Source organism: Leisingera sp. ABD4_442, from assembly GCF_056160905.1.
In genome coordinates this window covers 99,162-124,688 of record NZ_JBSWYB010000010.1, presented here as the reverse complement: position 1 = coordinate 124,688, position 25,527 = coordinate 99,162, and the positions used below count along the sequence as shown (strand labels likewise).

Sequence of the window (25,527 nt, the reverse complement as noted above, 5' to 3'; positions counted from 1 at the left end):
TCAAAGATAGCGTGAGATGGCCTTGAGTTCGGCCCGGTCGGTTTCGGAGTTTTCCCCGTCCAGGCAGTGATCCATGTGGTCATGGATCAGCACCTGCTTGGCGTTGCGGATGGCTTTCTCCACCGCCTGAAGCTGCTGCGCGATGTCGAGACAGGGGCGCCCGTCATCAATCATGCCGATGACAGATCTCAAATGGCCTTCGGCACGTTTCAGCCGCGCGGAGAGCTTGGGGTGGCTTGCATGCCGGTGTATTTCCATCATAAGAACGAGCTATCCTCCCAGGGAGGATAAAGCAAGATGGCAAGAGCCAAAGGCAGGGACATGGCACAGGCGCGAATTGCCGGAAAATGGACGGGATGGGTGCAGCGGGGCCTGGCCGCTCTCCTCTGCCTGTGCTTTGTGTGCTGGTCTTTCTTGCCAGTCAGGTCCCACATCCCGGATGCGCTTGCTGCAATCCAGGACCATGGGGAGATCATCGAATCCCATGGCCATAGCCACGGGTTCGAAAAAGATCTCGCCTGGGCTCTGCATGGCCACAGCCATGACGTTGCCGATCATGACCACAGCCCGGTGCTGCTTGTCCGCGGCGCCTTCTCCGAAGCGCCGGATATCCCCGAAGCGGCGGTCTCTGCCGCCGGGCCGTCATGGCGCCCGGGTCCCGTTTTTCTCAACAAGCGGCCTCCGCGCGTCTGGATGTCCTGACCAACCCTCAGAACACATCCAAACCAACGGAGAATATCAATGAACTCTGCCCCTTTCGGCAGGCCCAAGCGCCATGCGCGCCCGGGTCCTGTCCTGCTGGCGGCTCTGGTGCTGATCTTCAGCGCCACAATGGCGGCTGCCCATAACGTCACTCCCGGCGATGCCGGCTATATCCAGGAGATCTGGGGGGTGAAGCTGATCCCCTTCATGTATCTCGGCGCCAAGCATATGGTCACTGGCTACGACCATATCCTGTTCCTCTTCGGCGTGGTATTCTTCCTCTACCGGATGAACCACGTGGCAATCTACGTGAGCCTGTTTGCACTCGGCCATTCCACCACGATGCTGCTTGGCGTCTGGTTCGGCTGGCACGTCAACGCCTTTCTGATCGACGCCATCATCGGGCTTTCGGTGGTCTACAAGGCGCTCGACAACCTCGGCGCTTTCAAGCACTGGTTCGGGGTGCAGCCAAATACCAAAGCCGCAACGCTGATCTTCGGCTTCTTCCACGGGCTGGGGCTGGCGACCAAGATCCTCGACTACGACATCGCCCCCGACGGGCTCTTGGTCAACCTCCTGGCCTTCAACGCCGGCGTCGAAATCGGCCAGGTGCTGGCGCTTTCGGCCATCCTGATCGGGATGAGCTGGTGGCGCCGCTCCGACAGCTTCTGGCGCCACGCCTATACCGCAAATGTCGTGATGATGACGGCTGGCTTTGTGCTGATGGGATATCAGCTGACCGGCCTCGCCCTCTCCCTCTGATCATAGGAAATTCAAACATGTACAACGCAGACAAACCCAAAGCCGAAGACCTGCCCACCCCGGAAAAACTGGTAAAATCCACCGTGATCGCCGCCGCCTCGGCTGCAGCGATCCTGATCACCGTGGTGCTGCCCTCGGAATACGCCATCGACCCCACCGGCATCGGCCGCCTGCTGGGCCTGACCGAAATGGGAGAGATCAAAAACCAGCTTGCCGAAGAGGCCGAAGCCGACCAGCAGGCCGGGCTGCAGCCGTCCGGCGGCTTCCTGAACCTCTTCGTCTCCAGCGCCCAGGCGCAAGAGGCCCCGGCCTGGAAGGATGAGTTCTCCTTCTCCCTCACCCCCGGCCAGGGCGTTGAGTGGAAGCTGGTGATGGACAAGGACGCGGAAGCGGTTTTTGACTGGTCAGTTTCCGAGGGCGTGGTGAACTACGACTTGCACGGCGACGGCGGCGGCAATTCGATTTCCTACGAGAAAGGCCGCGGCGTGCCGGGTGCAACCGGCGTTTTGAAGGCAGAGTTCACTGGCAACCACGGCTGGTTCTGGCGCAACCGCACCAGCAACGACGTCACTGTTACTGTCCGCCTGCGCGGCGCATACAGCGGTATCAAACAGACCTACTAAGCATCTGCGCCGCCATTCGCCCCAAAATCGCGGATGGCGGCCTTGCCGCACGTCTCAGCAAATTGTCAGCGTCGCCTTCAAGGGCCGCGGGAAGTGCGCGCACAGGGTGCGTTGTTTGCCGCGAAACTACGTTCTGCCATAGAGCAACAGCTATCCTGACGTGGACCGGAGGCGCGCAGGCAGCTTTTTCAAGACCTAGGTGTTTGATCCCATGGATGGTGCGATCCATTCGATGGAATGGAAGGATGCCCTACGGGACAGTTAGGCCATGGATGCGCCACGTAATGCTGCCGGCAGGCGATTTGCACAACAAATCTGCCAGGAGGGCACGCACGCAATCTGATTTGCTTCGTTCACATCGATCTTGCGGAACTCCGGACCAATGAAGGCAAGCCTGACTTCCGCAGCGGCCGCCAAAACCGCGGCCGGGCTGATCAACGGTCGCTTGCACGTGCCTGGACAGCGCCCAGCAAGAAGGTCTGAACCTGGCTGAAAATGGGGGAACGGGCAAAGGCCGGGGCGGTTCTTGCAACAATCCTGGCGGGCAGCTCCAGGCCCGCTGGAAACGGGCGCACCAGCTCGCCGCTGTCCAGCAGCGGCTGCACCAGGGCCTCATGCGCGATCAGGACACCGCCGCCATGGCGCGCTTCTTCCAGGGCGACGGCAAACAGCGAATGCACGGTGCCACTGCGGGTGACGGCGCTGCCATCGGGCTGGGCGCTGAGCCACATGTCCCAGTCTTTGGCCCAGGCGCCGTCATGCAGCAGCGTCTCATTGTTCAGATCGGCTAGCGTGCTAAGGCGGGCGGCAATCTCCGGCGCGCAGACCGGGAAGATCCTGTCTTTTGAAACTTCCGTTTCATCGGCGCGCAACGGGCTGGCGCTGTAGAACAATGTCAGGTCAAAGGGTTCGCGCGTGAGATTCGGCGGGGTCTCCATCGCCACGACTGACACCGCAATCTCCGGTGCGGCCTTGCGCAGCCGGCCAAGACGCGGCGGCAGCCACAGCTGGGCAATCGACGGCAGTGCCGCAACCTTGATCTTGCCCGGCGCGGCCTTGGTGCGCAGCGCCTGCACCGCCAGGCCAAGCTGGTCAAAGGCCGCAGTGAACCCCGGCAGCAGTTCCTCTGCCAGCGGTGTCAGCACCACTCCGCGGGCATTGCGGTAGAACAAGGGCGCCTCGGCCCAGGCTTCCAAAGACTTGATATGCTGGGTCACCGCACCGGGGGTGACCGACAGTTCATCCGCCGCAGCGGTGAAGCTACCCAGCCGGGCGGCGGCCTCAAAGGCGCGCAACGCATTCAGATGCGGCCCTTTGGGGCGGATGGGGGCAAGCGCCATGATCTAAGCCTGAGTTTTTCTACGCCAAAATAATAGCAATACTGATTTGCTGTGAACAGGCCTGAAACCGCATCCTTTGGGCAGTTCCACATGTGATGCGGAGGAGCCCTCATGTCGCAGCATTTCACCCAAACCGTCGCCGCCGCCGATCCGCTGGTGGCCGAAGCCCTGGCTGGCGAGAAGTCCCGTCAGCAGGATCAGATCGAGCTCATTGCCTCTGAAAACATCGTCAGCCGCGCGGTGCTGGATGCGCTTGGCCACGAGATGACCAACAAGACGCTGGAAGGCTACCCGGGCAACCGCTTCCACGGCGGCGGCCGTTTTGTCGACGTGGTGGAAGAGGCTGCCATCAGCCGCGCCAAGCAGCTGTTCGGCTGCGATTATGCCAATGTGCAGCCGCACTCCGGTTCGCAGGCCAACCTGGCGGTGTTCTTTCTGCTGCTGAAGCCCGGCGACAAGGTGCTGTCACTGGATCTGGCTGCGGGCGGCCACCTGAGCCACGGCCTGAAAGCCAATCTCTCGGGCCGCTGGTTTGAGCCGCACCACTATGGTGTCGATGCAGAGAGCGAAGTCATCGACTATGACGCGCTGGAACGCCAAGCCGAAAAGATCCGGCCCAAGCTGATCATCACCGGCGGCTCAGCCTATCCGCGGGCAATTGATTTCGAGCGCATGGGGGCGATTGCCAGGAAGGTGGGCGCTTGGTTCCACGTCGACATGGCGCATATCGCGGGCCTGGTTGCCGCCGGTGAACATGCATCGCCGTTCCCGCATGCGGATATCGTCACCTGCACCACCACCAAGACCCTGCGCGGCCCCCGCGGCGGCCTGATCCTCACCAACAACGAGGAATGGTTCAAAAAGCTCCAGTCGGCGGTGTTCCCGGGTGTCCAGGGCTCGATCCACAGTCAGGTGCTGGCGGCCAAGGCGGTCTGCCTGGGCGAAGCGCTGACGGATGGGTTCAAGGCCTATGCAGCGCAGGTGAAGGCCAATGCGGCCACGCTGGCAACCACCCTGCAAAAGCGCGGCCTGCGGATCGTCTCCGGCGGCACCGACACCCACCTAGTGCTGGTCGACCTCAGCCCCAAGGGCATCACCGGCAAACGTGCAGAGGCGGTGCTGGATAAAGCCAACATCACCGCCAACAAAAACGCCATCCCGAACGACAGCCCGCGCCCGCCCGAGTGGGTCGGCCTGCGGCTCGGCGCCGGAGCCGCAACCACCCGCGGCATGAAGGAGGCGGAGTTCGAGGCGCTGGGTGAAATGATCGCGGACCTGGTGGAAGCAGAGGCGGCCGGGGATACGGATGCCGCCGTGGCGCACTGTGCCGCGCAAGTGGCCGGGCTCTGCGCCGCTTTCCCAGTCTACCGCGGCTGACGCCCGCGTTCTCCCCGGCAGGCCAGCCACGGCCTGCTGACCCGGCCCCGCCGCGCTCCATTTCGCGGCGGGGCTTTTTCCTGCCGCAAACACGTTTCCTGCCCGGCGCATTTCCAGGTGGCGGCTGCGGCGAATCCAGGCATTGTGCCTGCAATCAAGAGGACAAGGATATGGATGAAACCCTGCTGCGCCGTCTGCAATCGCTGCAGCCGCTGATGTGGATCAACCCCGTGGCGGGCCCTGTTGCGTCAGCACAGGTGCCGGTGCGGCCAGAACAAGTGGCGGAAGCCGAAGCCAATTGGCGCGCGCTGGCCCCGCTGCTGCAGCATTGCTTTGCTGAACTGGAGCAAAGCGGCGGCGTGATTGCCTCGGACCTCATCGAATCGGCGGATCTGGCCGTGGCCATGGGGCACGGCGCCGGGCGGTATTTTATAAAGGGCGACCATGCCTTGCCGGTTGCTGGTTCGGTCAAGGCGCGCGGCGGTGTTTACGAAGTCTTCCTGCATGGATTGTCACTTGCACGGGAGCTGGGGCTGATTGCACCGGATGCCGCACCGGAAGCGCTGGCGTCCGGGACCGTTCGTGATCGTTTCGGCAGCTACACGGTGGCGGTAGGCTCGACCGGCAATCTGGGATTGAGTGTTGGGATCGCCGCCCGGGCGCTTGGTTTCCGTGCGGTGGTGCATATGTCGGCGGATGCCAAGCCCTGGAAGGTCGAGCGCCTGCGCCGCCATGGGGTTGAGGTGGTGCAGCATCAGGCGGATTACGGCACCGCGGTGGCCTCAGCCCGGCAGCAGGCGGAGGCGGATCCCTCGATCTATTTCGTAGATGACGAGCGCTCGGAGCTGCTTTTCTTTGGCTATTCCGCCGCCGCCGCTGAACTGCGTGATCAACTGGCAGAACGGAGCATCACAGTGGACGCAGAGCACCCGCTGTTCCTCTATCTGCCCTGCGGCATCGGCGGCGCACCGGGTGGCGTGGCTTACGGTCTGAAACAGGTGTTCGGCGACCATGCCCACTGCTTCTTTGCCGAGCCGGTCCAATCGCCTTGCGCGCTGGTGCAGCTGGCTTCGGGGCTGGAGAAGGTGGTCAATGTCTATGACGCGGGCCTCACCAACAAGACCGAAGCTGACGGCATGGCGGTGGCCGAGGTGAGTCAGTTTGTGGCCCAGGTCATGCAGCCGCTGCTGAGCGGAGTCTATACGGTGGCCGACGATGACCTGTTCCGCTGGCTGGCGCTGGCGCAGGACCATGCCGGGCTGCAGCTGGAACCCTCGGCGGCAGCTTGCCTTGGGGGGCCGCAAATGCTGTTTTCAACTGCGGAAGGCCAAGGCTACTTGGCGCAGCACGGGCTAGTGCCCTCCGCAGGGCAAGGCACTCATGTGATGTGGGCCACAGGCGGGAGTCTGGTACCGGAAGAAGAATATCAGGGCTTCCTGCAAAAGGGTCGTGCCTTGCTGGGCTGAGGGCTGCCGGGACGGTCTATGCCGCCGTCCCGGAATAGCGTATCTTGCGGGGCTGGGTCGGCATCTGGCCATAGCGCTCCCGGTACCAATGCGAGAAATTGAACTTGGAGGCAAAGCCGCTGGCGATGCAGACCTCCATCATCGGCAGACCGGTTTGGCTGGGCAGCTGATGCGCGTGCTCCAGCCGGATGTTGCGGTAGACGGTCATCGGAATTTCTCCAAGCTTGCTGCGGAAACTGCGCGCAATTTGGCGCGGCGCTAATTCCAAGGCTTTGGCCAGCAAGCGCCCGGGGTCCGGGTTTTCAACACTGGCCCGCATCATTTCCAAGCCGCGCACCACAATGGGGCTGCCTTCGGCCAGCTGGCGGTATCAGAACAAGTGCTTGCGCCCTGCTGAAGGTCCGCTTGCGCTGGAAGGCTTGAAAAAGCTCGCACATGCAGCGATCGGCGCCAAGCATGTCAACTTAACGGCAAGTTTGGACTGACTGCTGTCTTGGAGCAGGCTGATGTGAAACTCTATCTTTTCACTGTTGCAGAAAGCGGCGGCTGCACCCATCGCCGTGCATGAAGCTACCTGGCCCCCGAATATGCAGGCACAGCAAAACGAAAGAGCCTGTGCTCTGATTCCGCAATGCATTCGGCCTCGGCCACAATGCTCCAACCCAGATATAGAAAAGGCGCCCGCCGGGCGCCCTATATGTAGATCCTGGTGAGAACTCGTGCCGAAACGGTGGGAACTCGATCAAGATTTACAAGCCTCAGTGCGTCCAGGGCCCGCGGCGGTTGGTAGCGAAGTTCTCGCCATAGCCGCCGGCGCGGATGTTGGCCTTGCGCAGTTTCGGCTCCACGACCTGGGCGTCGATGCCGTGGTCCTTGGCGTATTCCAGCGCCGCTTCCTTGCTGTCGAACCGCAGTTTGACCTGCGCCTGGGTGTCGGTGGAAGAAGTCCAGCCCATCAGCGGATCCACTTCCCGGGCAGACGCAGGCGCGTATTCCAGAACCCATTTCCGCGTCTTCGCCATGCCCGAGGTCATGGCGTTGCGTGCCGGCCGGTAAATCCGCGCTTGCATGGGCTGTCTCTCCTTGAGTCTCAATCCGGGTCTTTTATGCGCCGGATGCGCCGCTGCGGCAAGGTGGCAAATGCACCGCATTTCTGTGGTTTTGCGCCGCTGCCACAGGTGTTTAGGCCTCGTGGCTCCGAATGCCCCTTGAACCGGAACAAAAACAGACCAAAATCAGCGCCGTTCCAAGGAGTCGCCCGATGCCCTATGCCCATTCCGACAAGACCATGCCGATGATGACCCAGCGCGCGCCGCAGCAGCGGCCCAAGCTGGAGGGCGGCAAGCGGTTTGTCATGAATACCACCTTCGATCCCGCAGGCGACCAGCCCACCGCGATCAAGGAACTGTCCCAGGGCGTGCTGGAGGGCGAGCGCAACCAGGTGCTCTTGGGCGCCACCGGCACCGGCAAGACCTTCACCATGGCCAAGGTGATCGAGGAAACCCAGCGCCCGGCGATCATCCTCGCCCCCAACAAGACGCTGGCGGCGCAACTGTACGGCGAATTCAAGGGCTTCTTCCCGGAGAACTCGGTCGAATACTTCGTCTCCTTCTACGACTACTACCAGCCGGAGGCCTATGTCCCGCGCTCCGACACCTATATCGAGAAGGAAAGCCAGATCAACGAGCAGATCGACCGGATGCGCCACTCCGCCACGCGGGCCCTCTTGGAACGCGACGACGTGATCATCATCGCCTCCGTCAGCTGCATCTACGGCATCGGCTCGGTCGAGACCTACTCCGCCATGACCCAGGACCTGAAGGCGGGCGAAATGTACGACCAGCGCCAGATCATGGCTGACCTCGTCGCCCAGCAGTACAAACGCAATGACCAGGCCTTTCAGCGCGGCTCCTTCCGGGTCCGCGGCGACACGCTGGAAATCTTCCCCGCCCACCTCGAGGACCGCGCCTGGAAACTCTCCTTCTTCGGCGAGGAGCTGGAGCAGATCACCGAGTTTGACCCGCTGACGGGCGAAAAGACCGGCACGTTTGAGCAGATCCGCGTCTATGCGAACTCCCACTACGTGACGCCCAAGCCGACCCTCAACCAGGCCGTCATCTCGATCAAGGCCGAGCTGAAACAGCGCCTCGACGGCCTTGTGAACGACGGCAAACTTTTGGAGGCGCAGCGGCTGGAGCAGCGCACCAACTTCGACATCGAAATGCTGGAGGCGACAGGCCACTGCAACGGCATCGAAAACTACTCCCGCTACCTGACCGGCCGCGCCCCGGGTGAGCCGCCCCCCACCCTGTTCGAATTCATCCCCGACAACGCCATCGTCTTTGCCGATGAATCCCACGTCTCCGTCCCGCAGATCGGCGGCATGTACAAGGGCGACCACCGGCGCAAATTCACCCTGGCCGAACACGGCTTCCGCCTGCCGTCCTGCATGGACAACAGACCCCTCAAGTTCGAGGAATGGGACGCCATGCGCCCGCAGTCGGTCTTTGTCTCCGCGACGCCTGCAGGCTGGGAGATGGAGCAATCCGGCGGTGTCTTCACCGAACAGGTGATCCGCCCCACCGGCCTTCTGGATCCGGAGGTCGAAATCCGCCCCGTCGGCATGCAGGTGGACGACCTCTTGGACGAAATCCGCAAAGTCACCGCAAACGGCTTCCGCACCCTGGTCACCACGCTGACCAAACGCATGGCCGAGGACCTCACTGAATACCTGCACGAACAGGGCATCAAGGTCCGCTACATGCACTCCGACATCGACACGCTGGAGCGGATCGAAATCCTGCGGGACCTGCGCCTCGGCGCCTTCGACGTGCTGATCGGCATCAACCTCCTGCGCGAGGGCCTGGATATACCCGAATGCGGGCTGGTCGCCATTCTGGACGCCGACAAGGAAGGCTTCCTGCGCTCCGAGACCTCGCTGATCCAGACCATCGGCCGCGCCGCGCGGAACGCCGACGGCCGCGTCATCATGTATGCCGACAAGATCACCGGCTCGATGGAGCGTGCGATCGGCGAAACCAACCGCCGCCGCGAAAAGCAGATCGCCTACAACCTCGAGCACGGCATCACCCCCGAAACGGTCAAGAAAAACGTCGAGGATGTTCTGGCCGGCCTTTACGAGGGCGATGTGGACATGAATCGCGTCACCGCCACGGTCGACAAGCCGATGCACGGCGCCAACCTGGAGGCGCATCTGAACGGGTTGCGCGACGAGATGCGCAAGGCCGCGGAGAACCTCGAATTCGAAGAAGCCGCCCGCCTGCGCGACGAGGTCAAACGGCTGGAAGCGGTCGACCTCGCCATCTCCGACGACCCGCTGGCGCGGCAATCGGCGGTGGAGGCCGCGTCCGAGGCCGCAGTCAAATCGCGCGGGCGGTCAACGGCCGGCAAGGCCGGGACGCGGGCGTACAGGGGGAAATCGCAGAAGAAGTTTTCGTAGGGAGCCACTAGTCTGAAAAGGGCTGCGTTGGTTTCGCGTTGAGAGGGCACTAAGTTGACCTCTCCTTTTACTCGAATCATTTCTACCGTGCACTGGACCTCCCCACTCCATGCATCGAAGAATTTTTCTGTTTAAATTCAGCAAGCAAGGCCGACAGAGACCCGTCACCTCGGGTAATGATTGCATCCACCAAATTCTCTTGCACTATTTTACTGATTATTTTCAACATGTTACACAAATCAAAATGTTTGGTGTACGTACAGTAGACATACACATACGTCAAATTGAAGAATTTGCACTCCATGGCGTAATCAGGTATTGCCACCACCACCAGCCCGCGCTATATATTGTGCAAGACACACCAGAGGGCACAAGAATGGAAGATTTCATGCTTACATTGGAAGGGGACGGGATTACGGTGAAGCGTCCCGTAGATCGCGCCACTGCCCTAGCGATTTTGAATAGTGTTCTGGCGCCAACCTCCCACAGAGGTGCGCCAGCACCGCGGGATGATGTCAATAATCAAGCAGAGGAAATAGTCGGCCACCCCCTGTCTGGGCGCCTCCCGCCTGCTGTAGCACCACAGGGCTCTTTCTCCTCGGACACTGCTCAATTACCGACACCGCAGATGCCGGCGCCACCGCGTGAAAAACCGCTCTCTTTGAGGGAATACGTAAATGAATTTGAACCCAAAACTAACGCTCAAATCATCTTATGTATTGCTCAATACTTGGCGGACCATGAGAGCCTAGAAAGATTTAAGCGTGATCACATAAAACCCAAGTTCCCTTCTGCCGGGGAAGCTCTTCCCAAGAACTATTCAAGAGACTTCCAGACAGCGATGGACAAGGGTTGGATTGGTACTGATCCAATGGACAAAAGCTTGTTTTTTGTGACACGCACTGGTGAGCAGCAATTGCAAACCGGTTTTAAAGGCAAGCGAAATTGAAGGAATTGGCACTCCCGTCCAAAAGGAGATCGCCTTGCGGGAATACCCGCACACCGCGGCTCTGCTAGAGGTGGACTCCACCCCCACACTCTAGCAGACCACAATAATTCTGTTAGCTCAGGTCACTTCAAATTGCAATATTAAGTGCAGCTGGCTGTGAGTTAGAACTCAATTCGTGTACTCAAGACCTAAAATACGTCATTTGGTACATTCACAACCGTCACCTTACAAAAGAACGATACACAGTTTTACTTTGCAACTCCTCAGAAAAATCACGAGAACCAATTAACCATTTGCTAACAAACAAAGTTTCGCAGCGAAACCCCTTTTCCTTTACATCCCGCCCCCCTCCGCCGCCCCTCCCCCTTGCCCGACTCACCCCTCCTGCCCCACACTGTCAGGCACCGTAAACCTGCGCGCGCCCCGGCTTGCCGCTTGCTGCGCCCAGGGCTGCTGCCGCCGCCTGATCAGTGAGCCAGAACGCTCCCGCGGCGCCCATGACCTGCGCCACCAGCGGCCGGGGTCCCGCCCCAGACAGGAGGACCCTTCGATGATTGCCTCACGCCTGAAACATCATCTGGAGGCACAGGGATTGCCCTTTGCCACCGTCCGCCACCCCTATACCGCAACCGCCTCTGAGTGCGCCGAAGCCGCCCATGTGCCGGGCGGCCACCTGGCCAAATCGGTGCTAATCCACATGGAGGAAGGCCCCTTCCTGGCGGTGATCCCCTCCGACCAGAAGGTCGATCTGCACAAGCTGCAGTCGATGGTCGACCGCCGCCTGGGCCTGGCACCGGAGATTGAACTCGATCAGGTCTTTGACGACTGCGACCCGGGCGCGGCGCCCTGCGTCGGCGCCGCCTATATGGTGCCCACGATCATCGACGACAGCCTCACCGGGCTCGACAAGGTCTGGTTCGAGGCCGGCGACCACAAGACGCTGGTGGAAATGAAGGGCGCCGATTTCGACACCCTGATGAAGGATGCCAAACACGGCTCCTTCTGCACGATGCATTGACCGGGCGCTGACACCCCGGCCTGCCGCCCCCGCGCTGGGGCGGCCCGTCCGGCAATTGTCAGAAGTCGAACAAATCTTCCAGGAAGTTCTTCTTTTTCTTCTTATAGTATTTCTTCTCATAGCGCGGCTCATGATCGCGGCCGCGGCCGCGCTCCTCATAGCGCTGCGGCTGCGGCGCAGGCTGCACCGGCTGTGCCGACCGTTCGATGATCTTGTCCAGCTCGCCCCGGTCCAGCCACACGCCGCGGCATCTGGGGCAATAGTCGATCTCCACGCCGGCGCGGTCGGACATGACAAGTTCGGTTCCGTCAATCGGGCACTGCATTCATCTCTCCTTGCACAACTGCTGCGTCTCAGGTGGGCAGCGCCGGGGCTGCTTGCAAGGCAACAGCAGCGTAAAAACCCGGGGATTGCGGGATTCCGCCCGTTTTCAGATGCCTGACCCATGGTAAGCTTCCCCCAGAACCAAGGAGGCGCATATGAGCAGCAAGACCATCCAGGCGGGTGTCCTGACCCTGATCCTTGCCAGCACCCCGGCCTTTGCCGACGGCGGCGGCGGCAACCGCGATTCCGGGGCCGGCGCGGGCAGCGGCGGCGGCCAGCGCAGCGGGCTGAATTCCCGCGCCACCAAGGCTGTTGTGACCACCCTGACCCGCGGTTTTGACCGCTGCGGAACCCTGCCGCAGGTCTATAAATTCGACTGCTTCCGCCAGACCTACAGGCTGGCCGCCCAAAAGCTGGACGGCAACCATTCCTATGCCGAAGCCACCAAGGCGCTGGAACTGGTGGAAGATACCCTGACCCGGGCCGTCAAGCAGAACCTCGACCCCAGCCAGAACCCCAAACGCAAGGGGCTGAACCTCTACCGCGCGGTCAAACCCGCCGCCGTGCCGCAGATCAAGCGGCAGACCGAACGGGCGATGCAGCAGGCAGAGACCATCCTGCTGCGGTCCCCCTCGGACAAAAAGGTGCATTATGCCCGCATCGCCGAGGCGGTGAATTCCAACAAGGTGCTGCTGCGCTCAGCAATGCTGCCGGGGGCTGCGGTCCGGCTCGCCTGGCAGCTGCTCAAAAAGGCGGTTCCAGTCTGACCGCCTCCCCCCCTTCAGCGCACCACATGCACCGCGCAGGCCGCGTGACGCACCACATGGCCGGCGGTTGACCCCCACAAAAGATCCTGCATCGACGGACGGTGCGAGGCGAGGATGATCAGGTCAGGGCTGTTCTGCTCCGCCCAGTCCAGAATGGTGCGGCCGGAATGGCCCTCGATCAGCACGCCTTCGGCATTGGGCAGGGTCTGGGCCAGCCCGTCCAGTTCGGCCTGCAGCGCCTTGCGGGTGCCCTCCATGAAGTCCGCCGGGATATAGGAGATCGCATAGGCTGGAACCTGTTCGATCACATGCAGCAATGTCACGTTGGCGCCGGGCGCGGACAGCAGCCGGGCCACCTTCAGGGGTCCGGACACATCCCGCTCCGGGTCAAAGGACACGGGCACCAGAATGTTGTGATACATGGCAAACCTCCATCGGTTGATAACTGTGCAAGCATAACAGTATCAGCGGATGCCTGCCTTGAGCGGCGTCAAGACAGGCGGAAGGGGGCAATGCGGCCGCCTGGCCCAGGGGCCTGGCCCTAGCTGTCAAACACCTCAGCCACGTCATACATGACCGGTTCAAAACTGCGGCACAGCTCGTTGATCTTGCGGTTGCGTTCGCGCATCTCCGGGCTGCGCAGCATCGCCATGAAATCCTCCCGGCGGCGCCATTGGGAATAATTGGCAATCCGGGTCTGCGCATCATTCACATGCAGGCCGGCAGCAATGAAACCGGGCTGTTTCGAGATGAATTCGGAATAGGCGTCCTGCAGCGCCTCCAGCAGATCCTGGCACGTCCCCGGCGACATCTCGAAGGTGGTGATAACGGTCTGGATATCAGCGGTTTTTGCTATTTTTGGCATTGGCTCCTCCGTTGACTGATCCCAGCCTACGCCCGTTCGCGCGCCAAGCGCACGTCTTTTTTGGAAACACACCTTTAAAGAGCGATTAACGATTTTCATTCAATTTTAAGAAACTCCACCTGCCACGCTGTGTCCGACAAGAGGCTTTGGGATGATTTCCGCCAGTGCCGCCCGCCCGGTTCTGATACTGTGCCTGATCCTGGCTGCGCTTCCGGCGCAGCCGGTCCAGGCCGGCGCGTGGCTGGAGCAGCCGGGTGCAGGATTTGCATCAGTCAGCGCCACCTACCGGCAGGCAGGAAACGGCAGCAGCCATGAGCTGGGCTATTATGCGGCCTATGGGCTGACACCCAGGCTCACGCTCGGGGCGGACCTCAACCAGGCGGCGGAGGTTTCCGGCCATGCGCTGGTCTTTGCCCGGCTGCCGCTGCACAGCAGCAGCCGCTACCGGCTGGCGGCTGAGGTGGCTATTGGCGGCAATCACACGGGCGGCGTGTGGCAGATGATGCAAAAGACAACCCTTTCCTACGGGCAGACGATCAGGGCGGCGGGCAGCGATGGCTGGCTGTCCATTGAAGCCGCCTATGAGCTGCGCAACAACGGGCTGGATGCGGCCTGGAAACTGGACGCCACCCTGGGCCTGAACCGTAGGGGCAAAGCCGCCCCGATGCTGCAGATCGAAACCTCGAAACCCGACGGCGGCCGGTTCTCCTATGCGCTGACCCCCGCCCTGCGCTACCCGCTGAAGCAGCGGCGGGAGCTGATCCTGGGACTGGAATACCGGCAGTCCGGCCAGCAAAGCCTTGGCCTGGAGCTGGGGCTGTGGCAGAGGTTCTGAACCCTGACGGAGATAAGCGCCCAACATGCCCGATCCGGTCCGCCCTGCTGACGACGGCGCCCGCGCCCTGGCCCAGCGCCTGATGGCTGAGGCCCGCTTTGCCGCGCTCGGCGTGCTGCTGGAGGACGGCAGCCCGCTGGTCACCCGGATCGGCTTTGCCCTGGACCCGCAGGGGGAGCCGGTCAGCCTGATCTCCGGCCTGGCGCTGCACTCGGCAGCGCTGCGGCGCAATCCCGCCTGTTCGCTGCTGGTCGGGGAGCCGGGCGCCAAGGGCGATCCGCTGTCGCATCCGCGCCTCAGCCTGATGTGCCAGGCCCGTTTCCTGGACCGCGCCACCCCGGAGCACACGGCGCTGGCGGCGCGTTACCTGCAGGCCCAGCCGAAGGCAAAGCTGTACCTGCAGCTTGCGGATTTCACCTTTGTCCGCTTTGGCGTGACGGCGGCGCATCTGAACGGCGGCTTTGGCAAGGCGTTCCGCTTTGCCAGAACCGATCTGCACGGGGCGGGCTAGGATCAGCTGTCCATCCGCATGAGGACCTGCACCTCGCCCTTGACCGCCTCGCCCCAGCGCAGGCGGATTTGATCGTTGCCGGACCCCTGCTGCGTTTCCGTATACGGCACAACATAACGGGTGCTGTTGCCGCTGGTGCGCAGCGGTCCCAGCGGCACCACGCTGTCCACGTACCGGGCAAATCCCTGAAACGGCAGCATCCCGTCTGACGGCACCGTCCAGGAGGAGGAGGCGGAGGACTGGTCATGCCGCACCCGCAGGGGATTGGCTGTTTGCACCGAGACATTGTGGTACATGTTGCCGCTGAAATCGACATTCTTGGACCGGCTGAAATCAAGGTCCGAAAAACTGGTATCCACCCGCTCAGCCCGGTCAATGCTGCCGTTGAGAGAGCGGAACTTGTTGCCGGTGACAGACAGGCCGTTCAGGAAATGCCCGCTGCCATAGGGTTTGACCACGATATAGCTGAACCAGGGCGCGACATCGCCCGACAGGAACACATTGGCCGTGACCGACAGTGCGCTGAAGGAAAAGCCGCCGGTGAAATCCGGCGTCGCATCGCGTTCATTGGTCCATTCGATGAAGCAATTGTCGATATAGTTGTCGGATACGGTTGAGGTGCAGTTGTTGGAGGCCAGCACCAGCCCGGCTGTGCGCACCCCGTTGGCAATGCTGTCTCCCTGGAAGAAGTGATTGCCGGTCACCGTATTATTGCCGCCTGCCAGCAGCGCGAAATGGCGGAACCGCGTGGCCCGGTTGCTGCGCAGCTTGGCGTCATTGGAATTAACGTTCAGCGCAATGCTGGCACGGTCGGGCACATCCAGCGGATCCTCAGCCGACAGGAACTGGCAATTGTCGATCAGAATGCCCTGGCAGCCGCTTCCAGTGGAGGTGATGCCGCGGTCCTTGGGGCGCGAGATAAAGCAGCTGTCAAAGGCGTTGACCGACCCGGCCGGCGCCAGGCGCACGGCGCTGCAGCGGGAGTTGCACTGGAACTCGATCCCTTCCATGCCGAATTTGCTGAGCGCGCTGAAGCCGCTGAAATCCACCAGATACTTGAAGTCGCGGAAGGTGAAATTCTGGGTGCCCTCGGCATCATAAAGCGCACCGCTGAGGGTCAGCTCACCCGCGCCGGTGTTCTTGGATTTAACATAGATCTCGCGGCCCACGCCGGCGCCTTCGACCAGCGCGCCGACAGCGATATTGGCGATATTGGCAACATTGGTCAGTTTCTTGGAGTCCGACGCGCTGTAGCTCGCCTGCGAGGTCACCACATCCGTGTCCCAGGCAGCGCTGTTTGCCGCCTCCAGCTGGCCGTTGCGGATGACCCGGCGGGTGGCATAGGAGCTCTTGTTGGGCACCGCTGCAGCCATGTCGATGGGTCCGGTGACGGTGACCTTGCGGCCCATCAGGTCCAGCGATTCATGATCCGCATTGTTGATCAGCGCCTGAAAGGCTTTCTTGAACCCCAGCTCCTCGTTGCCAAAGGCGGCAGCATAGGCGGGGAAGTTAAAGTTCTTGGTCAGGAGCAGCATCTGATCATCCGGCATTTCAACCGTGCCCTCGAACACCGCCTCGTGGTTCAGCGACACGGTGCCGGCCAGATAGAACTCCCCCGCGGGCACCAGGATGCGGCGGCCGTTTGCGGCGGCGTCTGCGGCCTCGAACGCGGCGGTGCAGTCAAAGCTGCCGTTGCCCACTGCGCCGTAATCGGTGACGTCCACCAGGCTCAGCATGTCGCGGTGGAAAGCGCTGGTGACATCGGTGATCTCAATGTCATCAATCCGCACCACACCGCCGTTGGCACCGGTGAGGTCGAGGCCGAAATGGCCGTAGGCCGCCGTTCGGCCCCAGGGCATATCCACCCCGCCGCGGCTGCCGCTGCCGATGATGCCGGTCGCCTCTACCACCGCGCCATAGGTGCTGAGCGCCACCTGCGGCGCAACTTCGGTGACGCCGCTGATGTGGTTTCCGTTGCTTTGCGCCGCCCAGCCCGCAACCCGGACCGAAGGCAGCGCGCCGCTGACAGCCTTGATGCGGACCTTGACCTGCAGGTAGCAGCCAGGGCTGACCGGCGTTTGCCCCATAAACCGCAGCTTTTGCACGGCTGCGGTTTTCTGCAGCTCCAAACAGCCGCCGAAATCCCCGTCCGCCGCCACAAAGGCGGCATTGGCGGCCCCGTCATACGTGTCTGAGCCGGGGGTGCCGTCGCCGCTGGACCAGACGTCCAGGCCGTCCGCAAAGGCGGGGGGCATCAGCTGCAGACCTTCGGTGATTGCCTTGTTCATGGAAAACCCTTTCCTGCTGCGCATGTCGCGTTCGGGGAAAAGGATGTACAGTTTCCGCGTTAACATCGCCCAAGAGGGGCGTACGCTGCCCCGGGCTCAGGTGCTTTCACCCTGCCCTTTGAGCAGCTGTACCGCGTTGATTTTCCAACCGCTTTCCAGCTTAACCATTTGGTAATCCAACAGGTGCACGGCACCGTTTGCATCGGTGATCATCACCCGCTGCCACAGGTTGCCCGCCACCTCTCGCAGGTCCAGATAGCGCACCTCAGCCGGGCGCCAGACCATCGGATAGCCCTGGCGGACCATCTGCCCGAAGCGGTCCGGAGTGACAAAGATCCTGCGGATATTGGGAGAAGCATGGGTAAAGGCGGCGGCAAAATCGTCCTGGAGAAAAGCCGTGATCTGATCACTGATCACATCCGTGACAGCCGCCCTTTGCGCGGTGGCCGGAAGGGCCAGAAGGACAACAACAACACTCGCTAACAATACCTTGAGCATCTGCCCCTCCCGGGTCGCCAGACTCCAGTTAGGGCGGTGTGACGTAACGTCAAAATTTTTTTACGGTGGCGCGGTTCAGACCCTGCCTGCGCAAAGCGCCGGCAATATGGAGGCAAATGAAAAGGGCGCGGAAAGCCGCGCCCTTGCTGATTGGCAGCCTGCGAAAGCTTACGCCAGCTCGCCCGCCAGCGCCTTTTCGATCAGGGCGATGGTGTCCTCGACGCCGTAAAGCGCGATGAAGCCGCCGAAACGCGGCCCCTGGGAGGCCCCCAGCAGCACCTCGTAAATCGCCGAGAACCAGGCGCGCAGCGGCTCGAACCCGTGGATCTTGCCGATGGCAAAGACGACGGATTGCAGGAATTCCTCATCCGCAAAGTCGGCCTCGGGCAGCGGGTCGTCGTTGCCAGCGATCTCGTTCTTCTTGGCAATCGCGGCCAGCGCGGCCTCTGCCGATTTCAGTGCGTCCGCCAGATCGCTGAGCGCCGCACGCTCCTGATCGGTGGGCAAGCGGAATTCCTTCGCGGGTTTCACGAAGTCGTTGAAATAGGCCACCGCAAAGCCCGCCGCCTGGTCCATGCCGGGATGGGTGTCGGGGGTGGCGTTGGGGGCGTATTTGTTGATGAAGCCCCACATGGTCTCCTTGTCCTCAGCACTGGAGGCAGAGGCGAGGTTCAGCAGCATCGAGAACGGCACCACCATATCCGAGCGCGGCACGTCACCGCCGTGGATGTGCCACACCGGGTTGTTCAGCTGCGCCTTCAGGTCCTGGCCATGGTAGGCGCGCAGTTGCTGGTGGTATTCGTCCACCGCCTTGGGGATCACGTCGAAATGCATCCGCTTGGCGGTCTTGGGCTTCTGGTACATGAAATACGCCAGACTCTCGGTCGAGGCATAGGTCAGCCATTCGTCGATCGAGATACCGTTGCCGGAGGATTTGGAGATCTTCTGGCCATTGGCGTCCAGGAACAGCTCATAGGTGAAATGCTCCGGCGCGCGCTGGCCCAGCACCCGGCAGATGCCGTCGTAGATCGGCGTGTTGGTGGAATGGTCCTTGCCGTACATCTCGAAATCGACTTCCAGCGCGGCCCAGCGGGCGCCGAAGTCCGGCTTCCACTGCAGTTTCACGTTGCCGCCGGTGACCGGCAGGGTCCATTCCTTGCCGTCCTCGTCGTCAAAGGTGATGGTAAAGGTCTCGGCGCAGACCTTCTTCATCGGCACATACAGAACACGGCCGGTTTCCGGGTGGATCGGCAGGAAGATCGAATAGGTCTGGCGGCGCTCCTCGCGCAAGGACTTCAGCATGATCGCCATGATGTCATCGTACTTCTCGACGGCGCGCTTCAACACCTCGTCGAACTGGCCGGAGCCGTAGAATTCGGTGGCAGAGTAGAATTCATACTCGAACCCGAAGGTATCCAGGAACCGGCGCAGCATGGCGTTGTTGTGGTGGCCAAAGCTCTCATGGGTGCCGAACGGGTCCGGCACCGAGGTCAGCGGCTTCTGCAGATGCTCTGCCAGCGCCTCCTGGTTGGGGACGTTGCCCGGCACCTTGCGCATGCCGTCCAGGTCGTCAGAGAAGCAGATCAGCTTGGCCGGGATGTCCGAAATGGTCTCGAACGCCTTCTTGATCATGGTGGTGCGGGCGACCTCGCCGAAGGTGCCGATGTGCGGCAGGCCGGACGGGCCATAGCCGGTTTCGAACAGCACATAGCCCTTCTCCGGCGCGCCCTTGGCATAACGTTTGAGAACCCGGCGGGCTTCTTCAAACGGCCAGGCTTTGCTCTTAAGAGCCTCGTTGCGCACATCAGACATTTGTGTTCTCCATCGGCGGCGGTTGCGTCAGTTCTTCAGGGTGCCGCATGATCATCCCGGATGCCCCATGCACCCGGCCCTTCCCTCTATTGTGCCTGCGCAGCATGAGTCAATAATGCCAGCCCCGCCGGTGCAGGCATTTGCGGCCATGGGCCGCGCAAAAAATGCCGCTGTGCCGCGGTCTGCCGTTGAACCCGGCTGCGGGCGTACCTATCCTGCTGGCATCAGTTTTCTGCAAACAAGGAATTCGTCCATGAGTGAGCAAACCCCGCACCCGATGTCCCCGCAGGACTGTCTGGTGGCGCTGATGGTGGCGGTGTCTGCCTCGGACGAGAACATCCGCACTTCCGAGCTGGTCAAGATCCAGTCGGCGGTGAACATGCTGCCGGTGTTTGCCAACTACGATATCGACCGGGTCAGCCGGATTTCCCAAACCGTGTTCGACCTGTTCGAGCAGGAGGACGGGCTGGCGGCGCTGTTCGGCCTCATTCGCGGCGACCTGCCGGAACGGCTGTTTGAAACCGCTTACGCGCTGTCCTGCGACGTGGCTGCGGCGGATGGCACCCTGGGCGAGACCGAATTGGAGTTCCTGGCGGAGGTCCGCTATGAGCTGAACATCGACCGGCTGCACGCCGCCGCGATTGAGCGCGGCGCACGGGCGCGCCACATGGTCTGAGCCGGCCAGGTTTACCCTGCTTCCCTTGCCCGATGCGAATGGCGGGGTTGCACAACGCAAACTTGCATTAAATTTGCCACATTCCCATTTCGCGCTAGTTCAACGCGTACCGGGAATTGGGTTATGGCTGCATGGCGAAGAGACATAGGTGAAATCCGCAGGCTTCTGCTTGAGATAGAGGGCGGGAGGGAAGCGTTCTGCGCCCTGCCGCGCTCTTCTGCCGAGGCGATGATGCTGCCGGTGGAGGACTGCCTGCCCGACACCGAGGCCCGCCGGCTGGCCTATCATCTCAGCCTTTTGGAAAGCGCGGGGCTGGCCCGGTTCAGCCGCCTGTCAAACGGCAACTGGCATGTGCGCGGGCTGACCTGGAGCGGCCATGAGCTGCTGGACAACATCCGCCGCGAGGACATCTGGGAAGCAGTGCAGGAACGCCACCGTCAGCTGGGCGGCTTCAGCATGGAGGTGCTCAGCGGTCTGGCAGGGGAGTTGATGCGCCGGAAGGCCGGCAAGCTGCAGCCATCCGGCACCTGAGCAAGCGTTCTCCGGGGACCCGGCCGGCACAGCCCCCTGCACCGGCCGTATCACATCAGGCCAGGGCCAGAATGCGGGCCGGCCCGCCGGAGCCGCCGCGGTGCGCAGGCGCCCCTACGAACAGCCGGGCGCCGCTGGCAGGCACCTGGTCCAGATTGGCCAGGTTTTCGATCCCGTAACGGTTCTGCGGCAGCCAGGCATAATGCGTCGCAAAATCCTTGGACGGCCCGTGGTCCAGCGACAGCGTGTCCACCGCCAGCGCCACGGCGCCGGTTTCCAGCAGCATCTGCGCCGCCTCCACGTGGAAGCCGGGGAAATGCATGACGCCCTCGCTGTCGGCATTGCGGAACCCGTCGCCGCCGGTCTTGCTGCCCCAGCCGGAATGCATCGCCACGCAGGCGCCGTCCGGGATGTCGCCGTGCTCCGCGGTCCAGGCCTTGATGTCGTCCGGCGTCACCTGGGCGTGCGGGTTCTCAGCCGCGCGGGCGGCGATGTCGATCACACAGAGCGGGCAGATCAGGTTCTGCACCGGGATTTCATTCACCGCCTGCCCGTCAGCCGAGAAATGCAGCGGCGCGTCGATATGGGTGCCAGTGTGCTCGTTGTGAGTCAGATTGAACAGGTTGAAACCGTTGTCCTTGAAATTGAAGGCCTGGGTGATCTCCACCCCGGGCTGGCCGAAATAGGTCGGGAAATCGGCGTCATAGGCATGGGTCATATCCACCACCCCGCCGTGCGCCATGGCGGCAGCGGGGGCAGAGGCGCCCGCCCCAAGGGCAGCACCGGCGGCGGCGGCGGCACTGGCCTTGAACAGCGACCGGCGCGACAGCATCCGGTCCTTGACGGCATTCATTACGCAATGGTCACACATGGGCTTCTCCCTGGCTGGCGCCGCCTTGCCGGCGGCTGCATTGGCAGGAAACTAGCCTGAGTTGTGCAATGTCAAACCTTTGCGCGCTCCCCTGGCTTCACGTCTGCGCCAGACCGGTCACCGGTAGAGCGCGGAGTTGAGGTAGCGCAGGCCGGTGTCGATCACCACGGTGACCACCCGCTTGCCCGGCCCCAGTTCGCGCGCCCGCTGCAGCGCCGCCCAGATATTGGCACCTGAGGTGATGCCACCCAAGAGCCCCTCCTGCTGCGCCAGCATGCGGGCAGCGGCAAAGGCGTCCTCGTCCCGGACCGGCACCACATCGTCAATCAGGTCGCGGCGCAGGATCTTGGGCTGGAAGGACAGGCCGATCCCCTCCAGCTGGTGGGTGCCGCCGGTATCGCCGCCCGACAGGTTGCGCACGTGATAGGGCTCGATGGCAATGATGCGGGTTGCGGGGTTCACCTCCTTCAGCACCTCGGCATTGCCGGAGATGCAGCCGCCGCCGCCGGTGGCCATGACAAACTCATCCACCGCCCCGTCCAGCTGCGCCAGAACTTCGCGGCCCATGCCGTGATAGCCGCGCTTGTTGTCCATGTTGTTCACCTGATCGGTCCAGAACACATCCGGCTCCACCGCCAGTTCCCTGGCCCGCGCAATGGTGCGGTCGATCACGCTGGCGGTCAGGATGCCGCCCTCGGCGTGGATGATCTCCACCTCGGCGCCATAGGCGCGCATGGTCTGCAGCTTCTCCTCTGAAAATGCATTGGAGGAGACGAAATGCGCCTGGTAGCCGCGGGTGGCGCAGACCATCGCCAGCGAGCTGCCGGTGCTGCCGCCGGTGTATTCGACAACCCGTCCGCCAGGTTTCAGGTCGCCGCACCGCTCCGCCCCTTCGATCATCGACAGCGCCATCCGGTCCTTCATGCTGCCGGTCGGGTTGGCGCCCTCCCATTTCACCCAGACCTCGGCCATGTCCGGGGTGGTCAGATGCTTCAGCTGCACAAGCGGCGTGTTTCCAATGGCGTTCATGCGGCGGGTCTCCCTTGCTGCGCGACTCACTTTTAAAATTAAAGTGACTATGCAGAGGTGACTTTCATTTTGAAAGCCATTAAATGCAAGGGGCAAGAAAACTCGTCGGAGACATGCCGTGACCCAGCCGCAGACCAAGTACCGCTCGCGCTGTTCGATTGCCCGCACGCTGGACGTCCTGGGGGACAAGTGGACGCTGCTGGTGGTGCGCGACCTGATGTGGCACGGCAAGCATACGTTTCAGGAGCTGCAGGCGAGCGAAGAGCATATCGCCGCCAACCTGCTGTCAGAGCGGCTGAAGCGGCTGATGGCGCTGGGGCTGGTGGCGCGGGAAGCCTATCAGGACCGGCCGGTACGCTACCGTTACGCGCTGACGGAGGAGGGCCGCAGCCTGGAGCCACTGCTGCTGCAGATCATGGGCTGGGGCCACGCGCATCTGGGTGGCGGGCTGTACGACCCGCAGGCCGGGCGGACAGTGGCTAGCCCCGATGAGCCGCAATAAGCCCTTTTAGGCTCTGGTTCTGCTGCCCGTCAGCGTCGAAATTGCCGGGGTCGAGCCATTCGGCATAAGCCGCCTCCAGCCGCGGCCATTCGCTGTCCAGCACCGCAAACCAGGCGGTGTCGCGGTTGCGGCCCTTGTAAACGACAGCCTGACGGAACAGCCCTTCATAGGTGAAGCCCAGCCGCTCCGCCGCCCGGCAGGAGGCTGCATTCAGGGCGTCGCATTTCCATTCATAGCGGCGGTAGCCGAGGTCATTGAACACCCGCGCCATCATCAGGAACATCGCCTCCGTCGCGGCGGCTGTGCGCTGCAGGGCGGGCGCATAGGTGATGCCGCCGACCTCGACCACGCCATGTTCCGGCTTGATCCGCATATAGCTGGCCACCCCTTCGGCCCGGCCGCTGGCGCCGTTGACGATGGCGAAATAGGGCTGCGCATCAACGCCGCTGGCGCCCTGGATCCAGGCCCGCAGCTCCGCCTCGGAGCCGAAAGGCCCCCAGGGGATATAGGTCCAGATCGCACCGCTGGGGTCCTGGCTGAAGGCGGCAAACAGATCTGCGGTGTGGCGGGCGGCATCCAGCGGCTCCACCCGGCAATAGCGGCCTGTCATACCGTCGTGGCCGGGCAGGCGCGCACCCTGCCAGTCCGGCAGCGCAGCACCGATGGGCTGGCCGTGGTCATTGATACGCTCAGTCATGGTCTGGTCCTTTGCACTCCGGGCGGTCAGATGCCATCTGCCGGTCTGCCCGCAAACCGGCCCGCAAGAAACGTCCAGTAACGGGAAAAACTGCCAGACCAGTCAGACCCTAACTGCCGTAAACCGCGCCCCAGCGTTCGATCAGCTGCTGCTGCAGCTGCTTGGCGCGGCGGTTCCAGCTGCGCCCGCCGGGCGGGCGTTCGCGCTGCGCCCGGGTCAAGCGGCCGCGGGTCTTCTGATCCGCGGTGAAAATGGCAAAGGCCAGCACGGTGCCGTCTGCCGCGGTCATAAAGCCGCCAAGGCCGGAGACAAAGTTCAGCGTGCCGGTCTTGGCGGCAACCTTGATCGGGTGGCCCTTGATGGTGCGGCCCTTGGCGTCGCGCATCTGGAAAGATTTCAAGAGCGGCTTCAGCTGCCCCGCCTTATAGGCCGCCACCAGCGCGCCGGTCAGATCCGCGGGCGTCATCCGCGAGTCTTCGCCCAGGCCGGAGTGATCCACCAGCCGGCTGCCGGACATGCCGTATTTGCCCGCGGCCCAGCGGCTCATCTCTGCCGCCGACGCCTTGAGCGAGGCCGGGCGGCCGGCGCGGGCCGCGGTGGCGGACATGCCGATCATCTCTGCCATCAGGTTGTTGGAGTATTTCAGCATCGCCTTCAGCAGCACATCCAGCGGCGGGCTGTGGTGCTGCGCCAGCAGGGTGGCAGAGGGCAGCGTGCGGATCACCTTGGGCTTTGAGAGTTTAATGCCGCCCGCACGCGCCAGCGTCCGGAAAACGTCGCCCGCATAAGCCGCGGGGTTGCGCACCGGCAGCCAGCGCGCGCCGCCCTTGCCCAGCGCCTTGGAGGCGACGGTCCAGTGGTCCACCCCGCCCTTCTCGGCATAGGTATAGACCGGCACCGCGCGGGACTGGATCGCCATCCGGGCAGTCGCCACCTCGGGGCGGTATTTCTCGGTGCGGGCGTCCATGGTGATTGCCCAGCCGCCGCTGGCGGCACGCTTCCATTCGAAATGCACCCGGTTGAAGTTCAGCGAAATGCCACTGACCGCCGGGGAATAGCCGACATGATCGGGCTGGTCCGGGTCGATGGTTTTGACGTATGGCAGCGCGCCGTCCCAGACCAGGAACTTGCCGCGCACCTCGCGCACGCCGGCGTTTTTCAGCGACTTTGCCAGCAGCGCCAGATGATCGGTGTTCAAGAGCGGGTCGCCGCCGCCTGCCAGGATCAGGTCGCCGTTCACCACGCCGCCGGACACCCCGCCGGTGGCCAGGATGCGGGTCTCAAACCGGTGATCCGCGCCCAGCACGTCCAGCGCATAAAGCGCGGTCAGCGCCTTGGCGACGCTGGCGGGCGGCAGGGCCTGGGTGCCGCCGGAGGCTTCCAGCAGCTTGCCGGTCTTCACATCGGCCACCGCGCAGACCGCCTCGCCGCGCAGGCCCGCGCGTTCAATCAGCGCCCTAAGGCCGTCAGCCCCCGCCGCCAGCGAACTCACCTTGCGGGCAACAGGCCGCAGGGAAACCGCCGGCGCATTTGCCAGCGCAGAGGAGCCCGCCAAAGCGGCAAGCCCGGAAAGAAGAAACGTCCGGCGTGAAGTCATCTTACTCATTTTTAGGGTCAGGTGCTG

Annotated in this window: 30 protein-coding genes; 15 read left to right on the top strand and 15 right to left on the bottom strand. The window is 62.7% G+C overall.

Going from position 1 to position 25,527, the window contains the following annotated elements; genetic code table 11:
• A complete protein-coding gene (locus ACXAHG_RS10650) occupies positions 1-261 on the bottom strand; it encodes a metal-sensing transcriptional repressor (RefSeq protein WP_475039440.1) in 261 nt (86 codons plus the stop codon).
• 36 nt (positions 262-297) lie between these two features.
• Here ACXAHG_RS10650 and ACXAHG_RS10645 point away from each other — a divergent pair, with 36 nt between their 5' ends.
• Genes ACXAHG_RS10645 through ACXAHG_RS10635 form a run of 3 tightly spaced genes read left to right on the top strand, consistent with a single transcriptional unit; the run spans position 298 to position 2,087 of the window.
• Positions 298-702 (top strand): hypothetical protein, encoded by a 405-nt coding sequence (locus ACXAHG_RS10645; protein ID WP_475057145.1) that lies wholly within the window; start codon positions 298-300, stop codon positions 700-702.
• A gap of 39 nt (positions 703-741) precedes the next feature.
• Positions 742-1,464, top strand: coding sequence for a HupE/UreJ family protein (locus tag ACXAHG_RS10640; protein ID WP_475039444.1), 723 nt, complete (start codon positions 742-744; stop codon positions 1,462-1,464).
• A gap of 17 nt (positions 1,465-1,481) precedes the next feature.
• Entirely contained in the window at positions 1,482-2,087 is a 606-nt protein-coding gene (locus ACXAHG_RS10635) for a transmembrane anchor protein (protein WP_475057143.1), read from the top strand.
• A 261-nt stretch (positions 2,088-2,348) separates the two neighbouring features.
• Here ACXAHG_RS10635 and ACXAHG_RS10630 read toward each other — a convergent pair whose 3' ends face one another.
• Complete coding sequence (locus ACXAHG_RS10630; RefSeq protein WP_475057141.1) at positions 2,349-2,525, bottom strand: hypothetical protein; 177 nt, start codon at positions 2,523-2,525, stop codon at positions 2,349-2,351.
• Positions 2,522-3,427 carry a LysR substrate-binding domain-containing protein gene (locus tag ACXAHG_RS10625; RefSeq protein ID WP_475057140.1) on the bottom strand — a complete coding sequence of 302 codons (906 nt, stop codon included), beginning with the start codon at positions 3,425-3,427 and terminating at the stop codon, positions 2,522-2,524. Before ACXAHG_RS10625 ends, ACXAHG_RS10630 begins: the two co-directional genes overlap by 4 nt.
• A gap of 111 nt (positions 3,428-3,538) precedes the next feature.
• On the opposite strand from ACXAHG_RS10625, the gene ACXAHG_RS10620 reads away from it, so the two are divergent.
• Together ACXAHG_RS10620 and ACXAHG_RS10615 are read left to right on the top strand one after the other, a co-directional pair.
• Positions 3,539-4,804 (top strand): serine hydroxymethyltransferase, encoded by a 1,266-nt coding sequence (locus ACXAHG_RS10620; RefSeq protein ID WP_475039448.1) that lies wholly within the window; start codon positions 3,539-3,541, stop codon positions 4,802-4,804.
• Between the two features lie 170 nt (positions 4,805-4,974).
• A complete protein-coding gene (locus ACXAHG_RS10615) occupies positions 4,975-6,270 on the top strand; it encodes a D-serine ammonia-lyase (RefSeq protein WP_475057138.1) in 1,296 nt (431 codons plus the stop codon).
• A 16-nt stretch (positions 6,271-6,286) separates the two neighbouring features.
• Here the strand turns inward: ACXAHG_RS10615 and ACXAHG_RS10610 are convergent, their stop codons facing one another.
• Positions 6,287-6,589 carry a helix-turn-helix domain-containing protein gene (locus ACXAHG_RS10610; RefSeq protein ID WP_475057179.1) on the bottom strand — a complete coding sequence of 101 codons (303 nt, stop codon included), beginning with the start codon at positions 6,587-6,589 and terminating at the stop codon, positions 6,287-6,289.
• Here ACXAHG_RS10610 and ACXAHG_RS10605 point away from each other — a divergent pair.
• Positions 6,495-6,755 carry a hypothetical protein gene (locus ACXAHG_RS10605; protein ID WP_475057180.1) on the top strand — a complete coding sequence of 87 codons (261 nt, stop codon included), beginning with the start codon at positions 6,495-6,497 and terminating at the stop codon, positions 6,753-6,755. The two genes, ACXAHG_RS10610 and ACXAHG_RS10605, sit on opposite strands and share 95 nt — an antisense overlap.
• Before the next feature lie 273 nt (positions 6,756-7,028).
• On the opposite strand, the gene ACXAHG_RS10600 is transcribed toward ACXAHG_RS10605, so the two are convergent.
• Positions 7,029-7,340: an ETC complex I subunit gene (locus ACXAHG_RS10600; protein ID WP_475039451.1), complete on the bottom strand. Its 312-nt coding sequence runs from the start codon at positions 7,338-7,340 to the stop codon at positions 7,029-7,031.
• A 191-nt stretch (positions 7,341-7,531) separates the two neighbouring features.
• Here ACXAHG_RS10600 and uvrB point away from each other — a divergent pair, with 191 nt between their 5' ends.
• The 3 genes from uvrB to ACXAHG_RS10585 all read left to right on the top strand — a co-directional run bounded on the left by uvrB (position 7,532) and on the right by ACXAHG_RS10585 (position 11,697).
• Positions 7,532-9,730: an excinuclease ABC subunit UvrB gene (gene uvrB / locus ACXAHG_RS10595; protein ID WP_475057136.1), complete on the top strand. Its 2,199-nt coding sequence runs from the start codon at positions 7,532-7,534 to the stop codon at positions 9,728-9,730.
• Positions 9,731-9,929: 199 nt separating this feature from the next.
• Positions 9,930-10,679, top strand: coding sequence for a basic helix-loop-helix domain-containing protein (locus ACXAHG_RS10590; RefSeq protein ID WP_475057135.1), 750 nt, complete (start codon positions 9,930-9,932; stop codon positions 10,677-10,679).
• Between the two features lie 550 nt (positions 10,680-11,229).
• Positions 11,230-11,697: an aminoacyl-tRNA deacylase gene (locus ACXAHG_RS10585; RefSeq protein ID WP_475039456.1), complete on the top strand. Its 468-nt coding sequence runs from the start codon at positions 11,230-11,232 to the stop codon at positions 11,695-11,697.
• 58 nt (positions 11,698-11,755) lie between these two features.
• On the opposite strand, the gene ACXAHG_RS10580 is transcribed toward ACXAHG_RS10585, so the two are convergent.
• Positions 11,756-12,022 carry a TFIIB-type zinc ribbon-containing protein gene (locus ACXAHG_RS10580; RefSeq protein ID WP_475039458.1) on the bottom strand — a complete coding sequence of 89 codons (267 nt, stop codon included), beginning with the start codon at positions 12,020-12,022 and terminating at the stop codon, positions 11,756-11,758.
• A gap of 154 nt (positions 12,023-12,176) precedes the next feature.
• Here ACXAHG_RS10580 and ACXAHG_RS10575 point away from each other — a divergent pair, with 154 nt between their 5' ends.
• Positions 12,177-12,788, top strand: coding sequence for a hypothetical protein (locus ACXAHG_RS10575; RefSeq protein WP_475057133.1), 612 nt, complete (start codon positions 12,177-12,179; stop codon positions 12,786-12,788).
• 14 nt (positions 12,789-12,802) lie between these two features.
• On the opposite strand, the gene ACXAHG_RS10570 is transcribed toward ACXAHG_RS10575, so the two are convergent.
• Both ACXAHG_RS10570 and ACXAHG_RS10565 read right to left on the bottom strand, forming a co-directional pair.
• Positions 12,803-13,210: a universal stress protein gene (locus ACXAHG_RS10570; protein ID WP_475057132.1), complete on the bottom strand. Its 408-nt coding sequence runs from the start codon at positions 13,208-13,210 to the stop codon at positions 12,803-12,805.
• A gap of 119 nt (positions 13,211-13,329) precedes the next feature.
• Positions 13,330-13,653 (bottom strand): antibiotic biosynthesis monooxygenase family protein, encoded by a 324-nt coding sequence (locus tag ACXAHG_RS10565; RefSeq protein ID WP_475057131.1) that lies wholly within the window; start codon positions 13,651-13,653, stop codon positions 13,330-13,332.
• 151 nt (positions 13,654-13,804) lie between these two features.
• Here ACXAHG_RS10565 and ACXAHG_RS10560 point away from each other — a divergent pair, with 151 nt between their 5' ends.
• Complete coding sequence (locus ACXAHG_RS10560; RefSeq protein ID WP_475057129.1) at positions 13,805-14,488, top strand: hypothetical protein; 684 nt, start codon at positions 13,805-13,807, stop codon at positions 14,486-14,488.
• Between the two features lie 25 nt (positions 14,489-14,513).
• Positions 14,514-14,999, top strand: coding sequence for a HugZ family pyridoxamine 5'-phosphate oxidase (locus ACXAHG_RS10555; protein ID WP_475057128.1), 486 nt, complete (start codon positions 14,514-14,516; stop codon positions 14,997-14,999).
• Between the two features lie 2 nt (positions 15,000-15,001).
• Here the strand turns inward: ACXAHG_RS10555 and ACXAHG_RS10550 are convergent, their stop codons facing one another.
• The 3 genes from ACXAHG_RS10550 to ACXAHG_RS10540 all read right to left on the bottom strand — a co-directional run bounded on the left by ACXAHG_RS10550 (position 15,002) and on the right by ACXAHG_RS10540 (position 19,597).
• Positions 15,002-17,287, bottom strand: coding sequence for a right-handed parallel beta-helix repeat-containing protein (locus ACXAHG_RS10550; RefSeq protein WP_475057127.1), 2,286 nt, complete (start codon positions 17,285-17,287; stop codon positions 15,002-15,004).
• A gap of 96 nt (positions 17,288-17,383) precedes the next feature.
• On the bottom strand, positions 17,384-17,785 hold the full coding sequence (locus ACXAHG_RS10545; protein ID WP_475057125.1) for a DUF4864 domain-containing protein: 402 nt from the start codon (positions 17,783-17,785) through the stop codon (positions 17,384-17,386).
• A 168-nt stretch (positions 17,786-17,953) separates the two neighbouring features.
• The gene (locus tag ACXAHG_RS10540) at positions 17,954-19,597 is read right to left on the bottom strand and encodes a lysine--tRNA ligase (RefSeq protein ID WP_475057124.1); all 1,644 of its coding nucleotides are present in this window, start codon (positions 19,595-19,597) and stop codon (positions 17,954-17,956) included.
• Positions 19,598-19,850: 253 nt separating this feature from the next.
• On the opposite strand from ACXAHG_RS10540, the gene ACXAHG_RS10535 reads away from it, so the two are divergent.
• Together ACXAHG_RS10535 and ACXAHG_RS10530 are read left to right on the top strand one after the other, a co-directional pair.
• Positions 19,851-20,273 carry a tellurite resistance TerB family protein gene (locus tag ACXAHG_RS10535; protein ID WP_475039474.1) on the top strand — a complete coding sequence of 141 codons (423 nt, stop codon included), beginning with the start codon at positions 19,851-19,853 and terminating at the stop codon, positions 20,271-20,273.
• A gap of 123 nt (positions 20,274-20,396) precedes the next feature.
• Positions 20,397-20,804 (top strand): DUF2513 domain-containing protein, encoded by a 408-nt coding sequence (locus ACXAHG_RS10530; protein WP_475039476.1) that lies wholly within the window; start codon positions 20,397-20,399, stop codon positions 20,802-20,804.
• Between the two features lie 55 nt (positions 20,805-20,859).
• On the opposite strand, the gene ACXAHG_RS10525 is transcribed toward ACXAHG_RS10530, so the two are convergent.
• Positions 20,860-21,675 carry a cyclase family protein gene (locus tag ACXAHG_RS10525; protein ID WP_475057123.1) on the bottom strand — a complete coding sequence of 272 codons (816 nt, stop codon included), beginning with the start codon at positions 21,673-21,675 and terminating at the stop codon, positions 20,860-20,862.
• Positions 21,676-21,792: 117 nt separating this feature from the next.
• The gene (locus ACXAHG_RS10520; RefSeq protein WP_475057122.1) at positions 21,793-22,704 is read right to left on the bottom strand and encodes a PLP-dependent cysteine synthase family protein; all 912 of its coding nucleotides are present in this window, start codon (positions 22,702-22,704) and stop codon (positions 21,793-21,795) included.
• A gap of 118 nt (positions 22,705-22,822) precedes the next feature.
• Here ACXAHG_RS10520 and ACXAHG_RS10515 point away from each other — a divergent pair, with 118 nt between their 5' ends.
• Positions 22,823-23,206, top strand: coding sequence for a winged helix-turn-helix transcriptional regulator (locus tag ACXAHG_RS10515; protein ID WP_475057121.1), 384 nt, complete (start codon positions 22,823-22,825; stop codon positions 23,204-23,206).
• On the opposite strand, the gene ACXAHG_RS10510 is transcribed toward ACXAHG_RS10515, so the two are convergent.
• Together ACXAHG_RS10510 and dacB are read right to left on the bottom strand one after the other, a co-directional pair.
• Positions 23,184-23,903: a GNAT family N-acetyltransferase gene (locus ACXAHG_RS10510; protein ID WP_475057119.1), complete on the bottom strand. Its 720-nt coding sequence runs from the start codon at positions 23,901-23,903 to the stop codon at positions 23,184-23,186. The two genes, ACXAHG_RS10515 and ACXAHG_RS10510, sit on opposite strands and share 23 nt — an antisense overlap.
• Before the next feature lie 109 nt (positions 23,904-24,012).
• Positions 24,013-25,500: a D-alanyl-D-alanine carboxypeptidase/D-alanyl-D-alanine endopeptidase gene (gene dacB / locus ACXAHG_RS10505; protein WP_475057177.1), complete on the bottom strand. Its 1,488-nt coding sequence runs from the start codon at positions 25,498-25,500 to the stop codon at positions 24,013-24,015.
• Positions 25,501-25,527 lie beyond the last annotated feature (27 nt).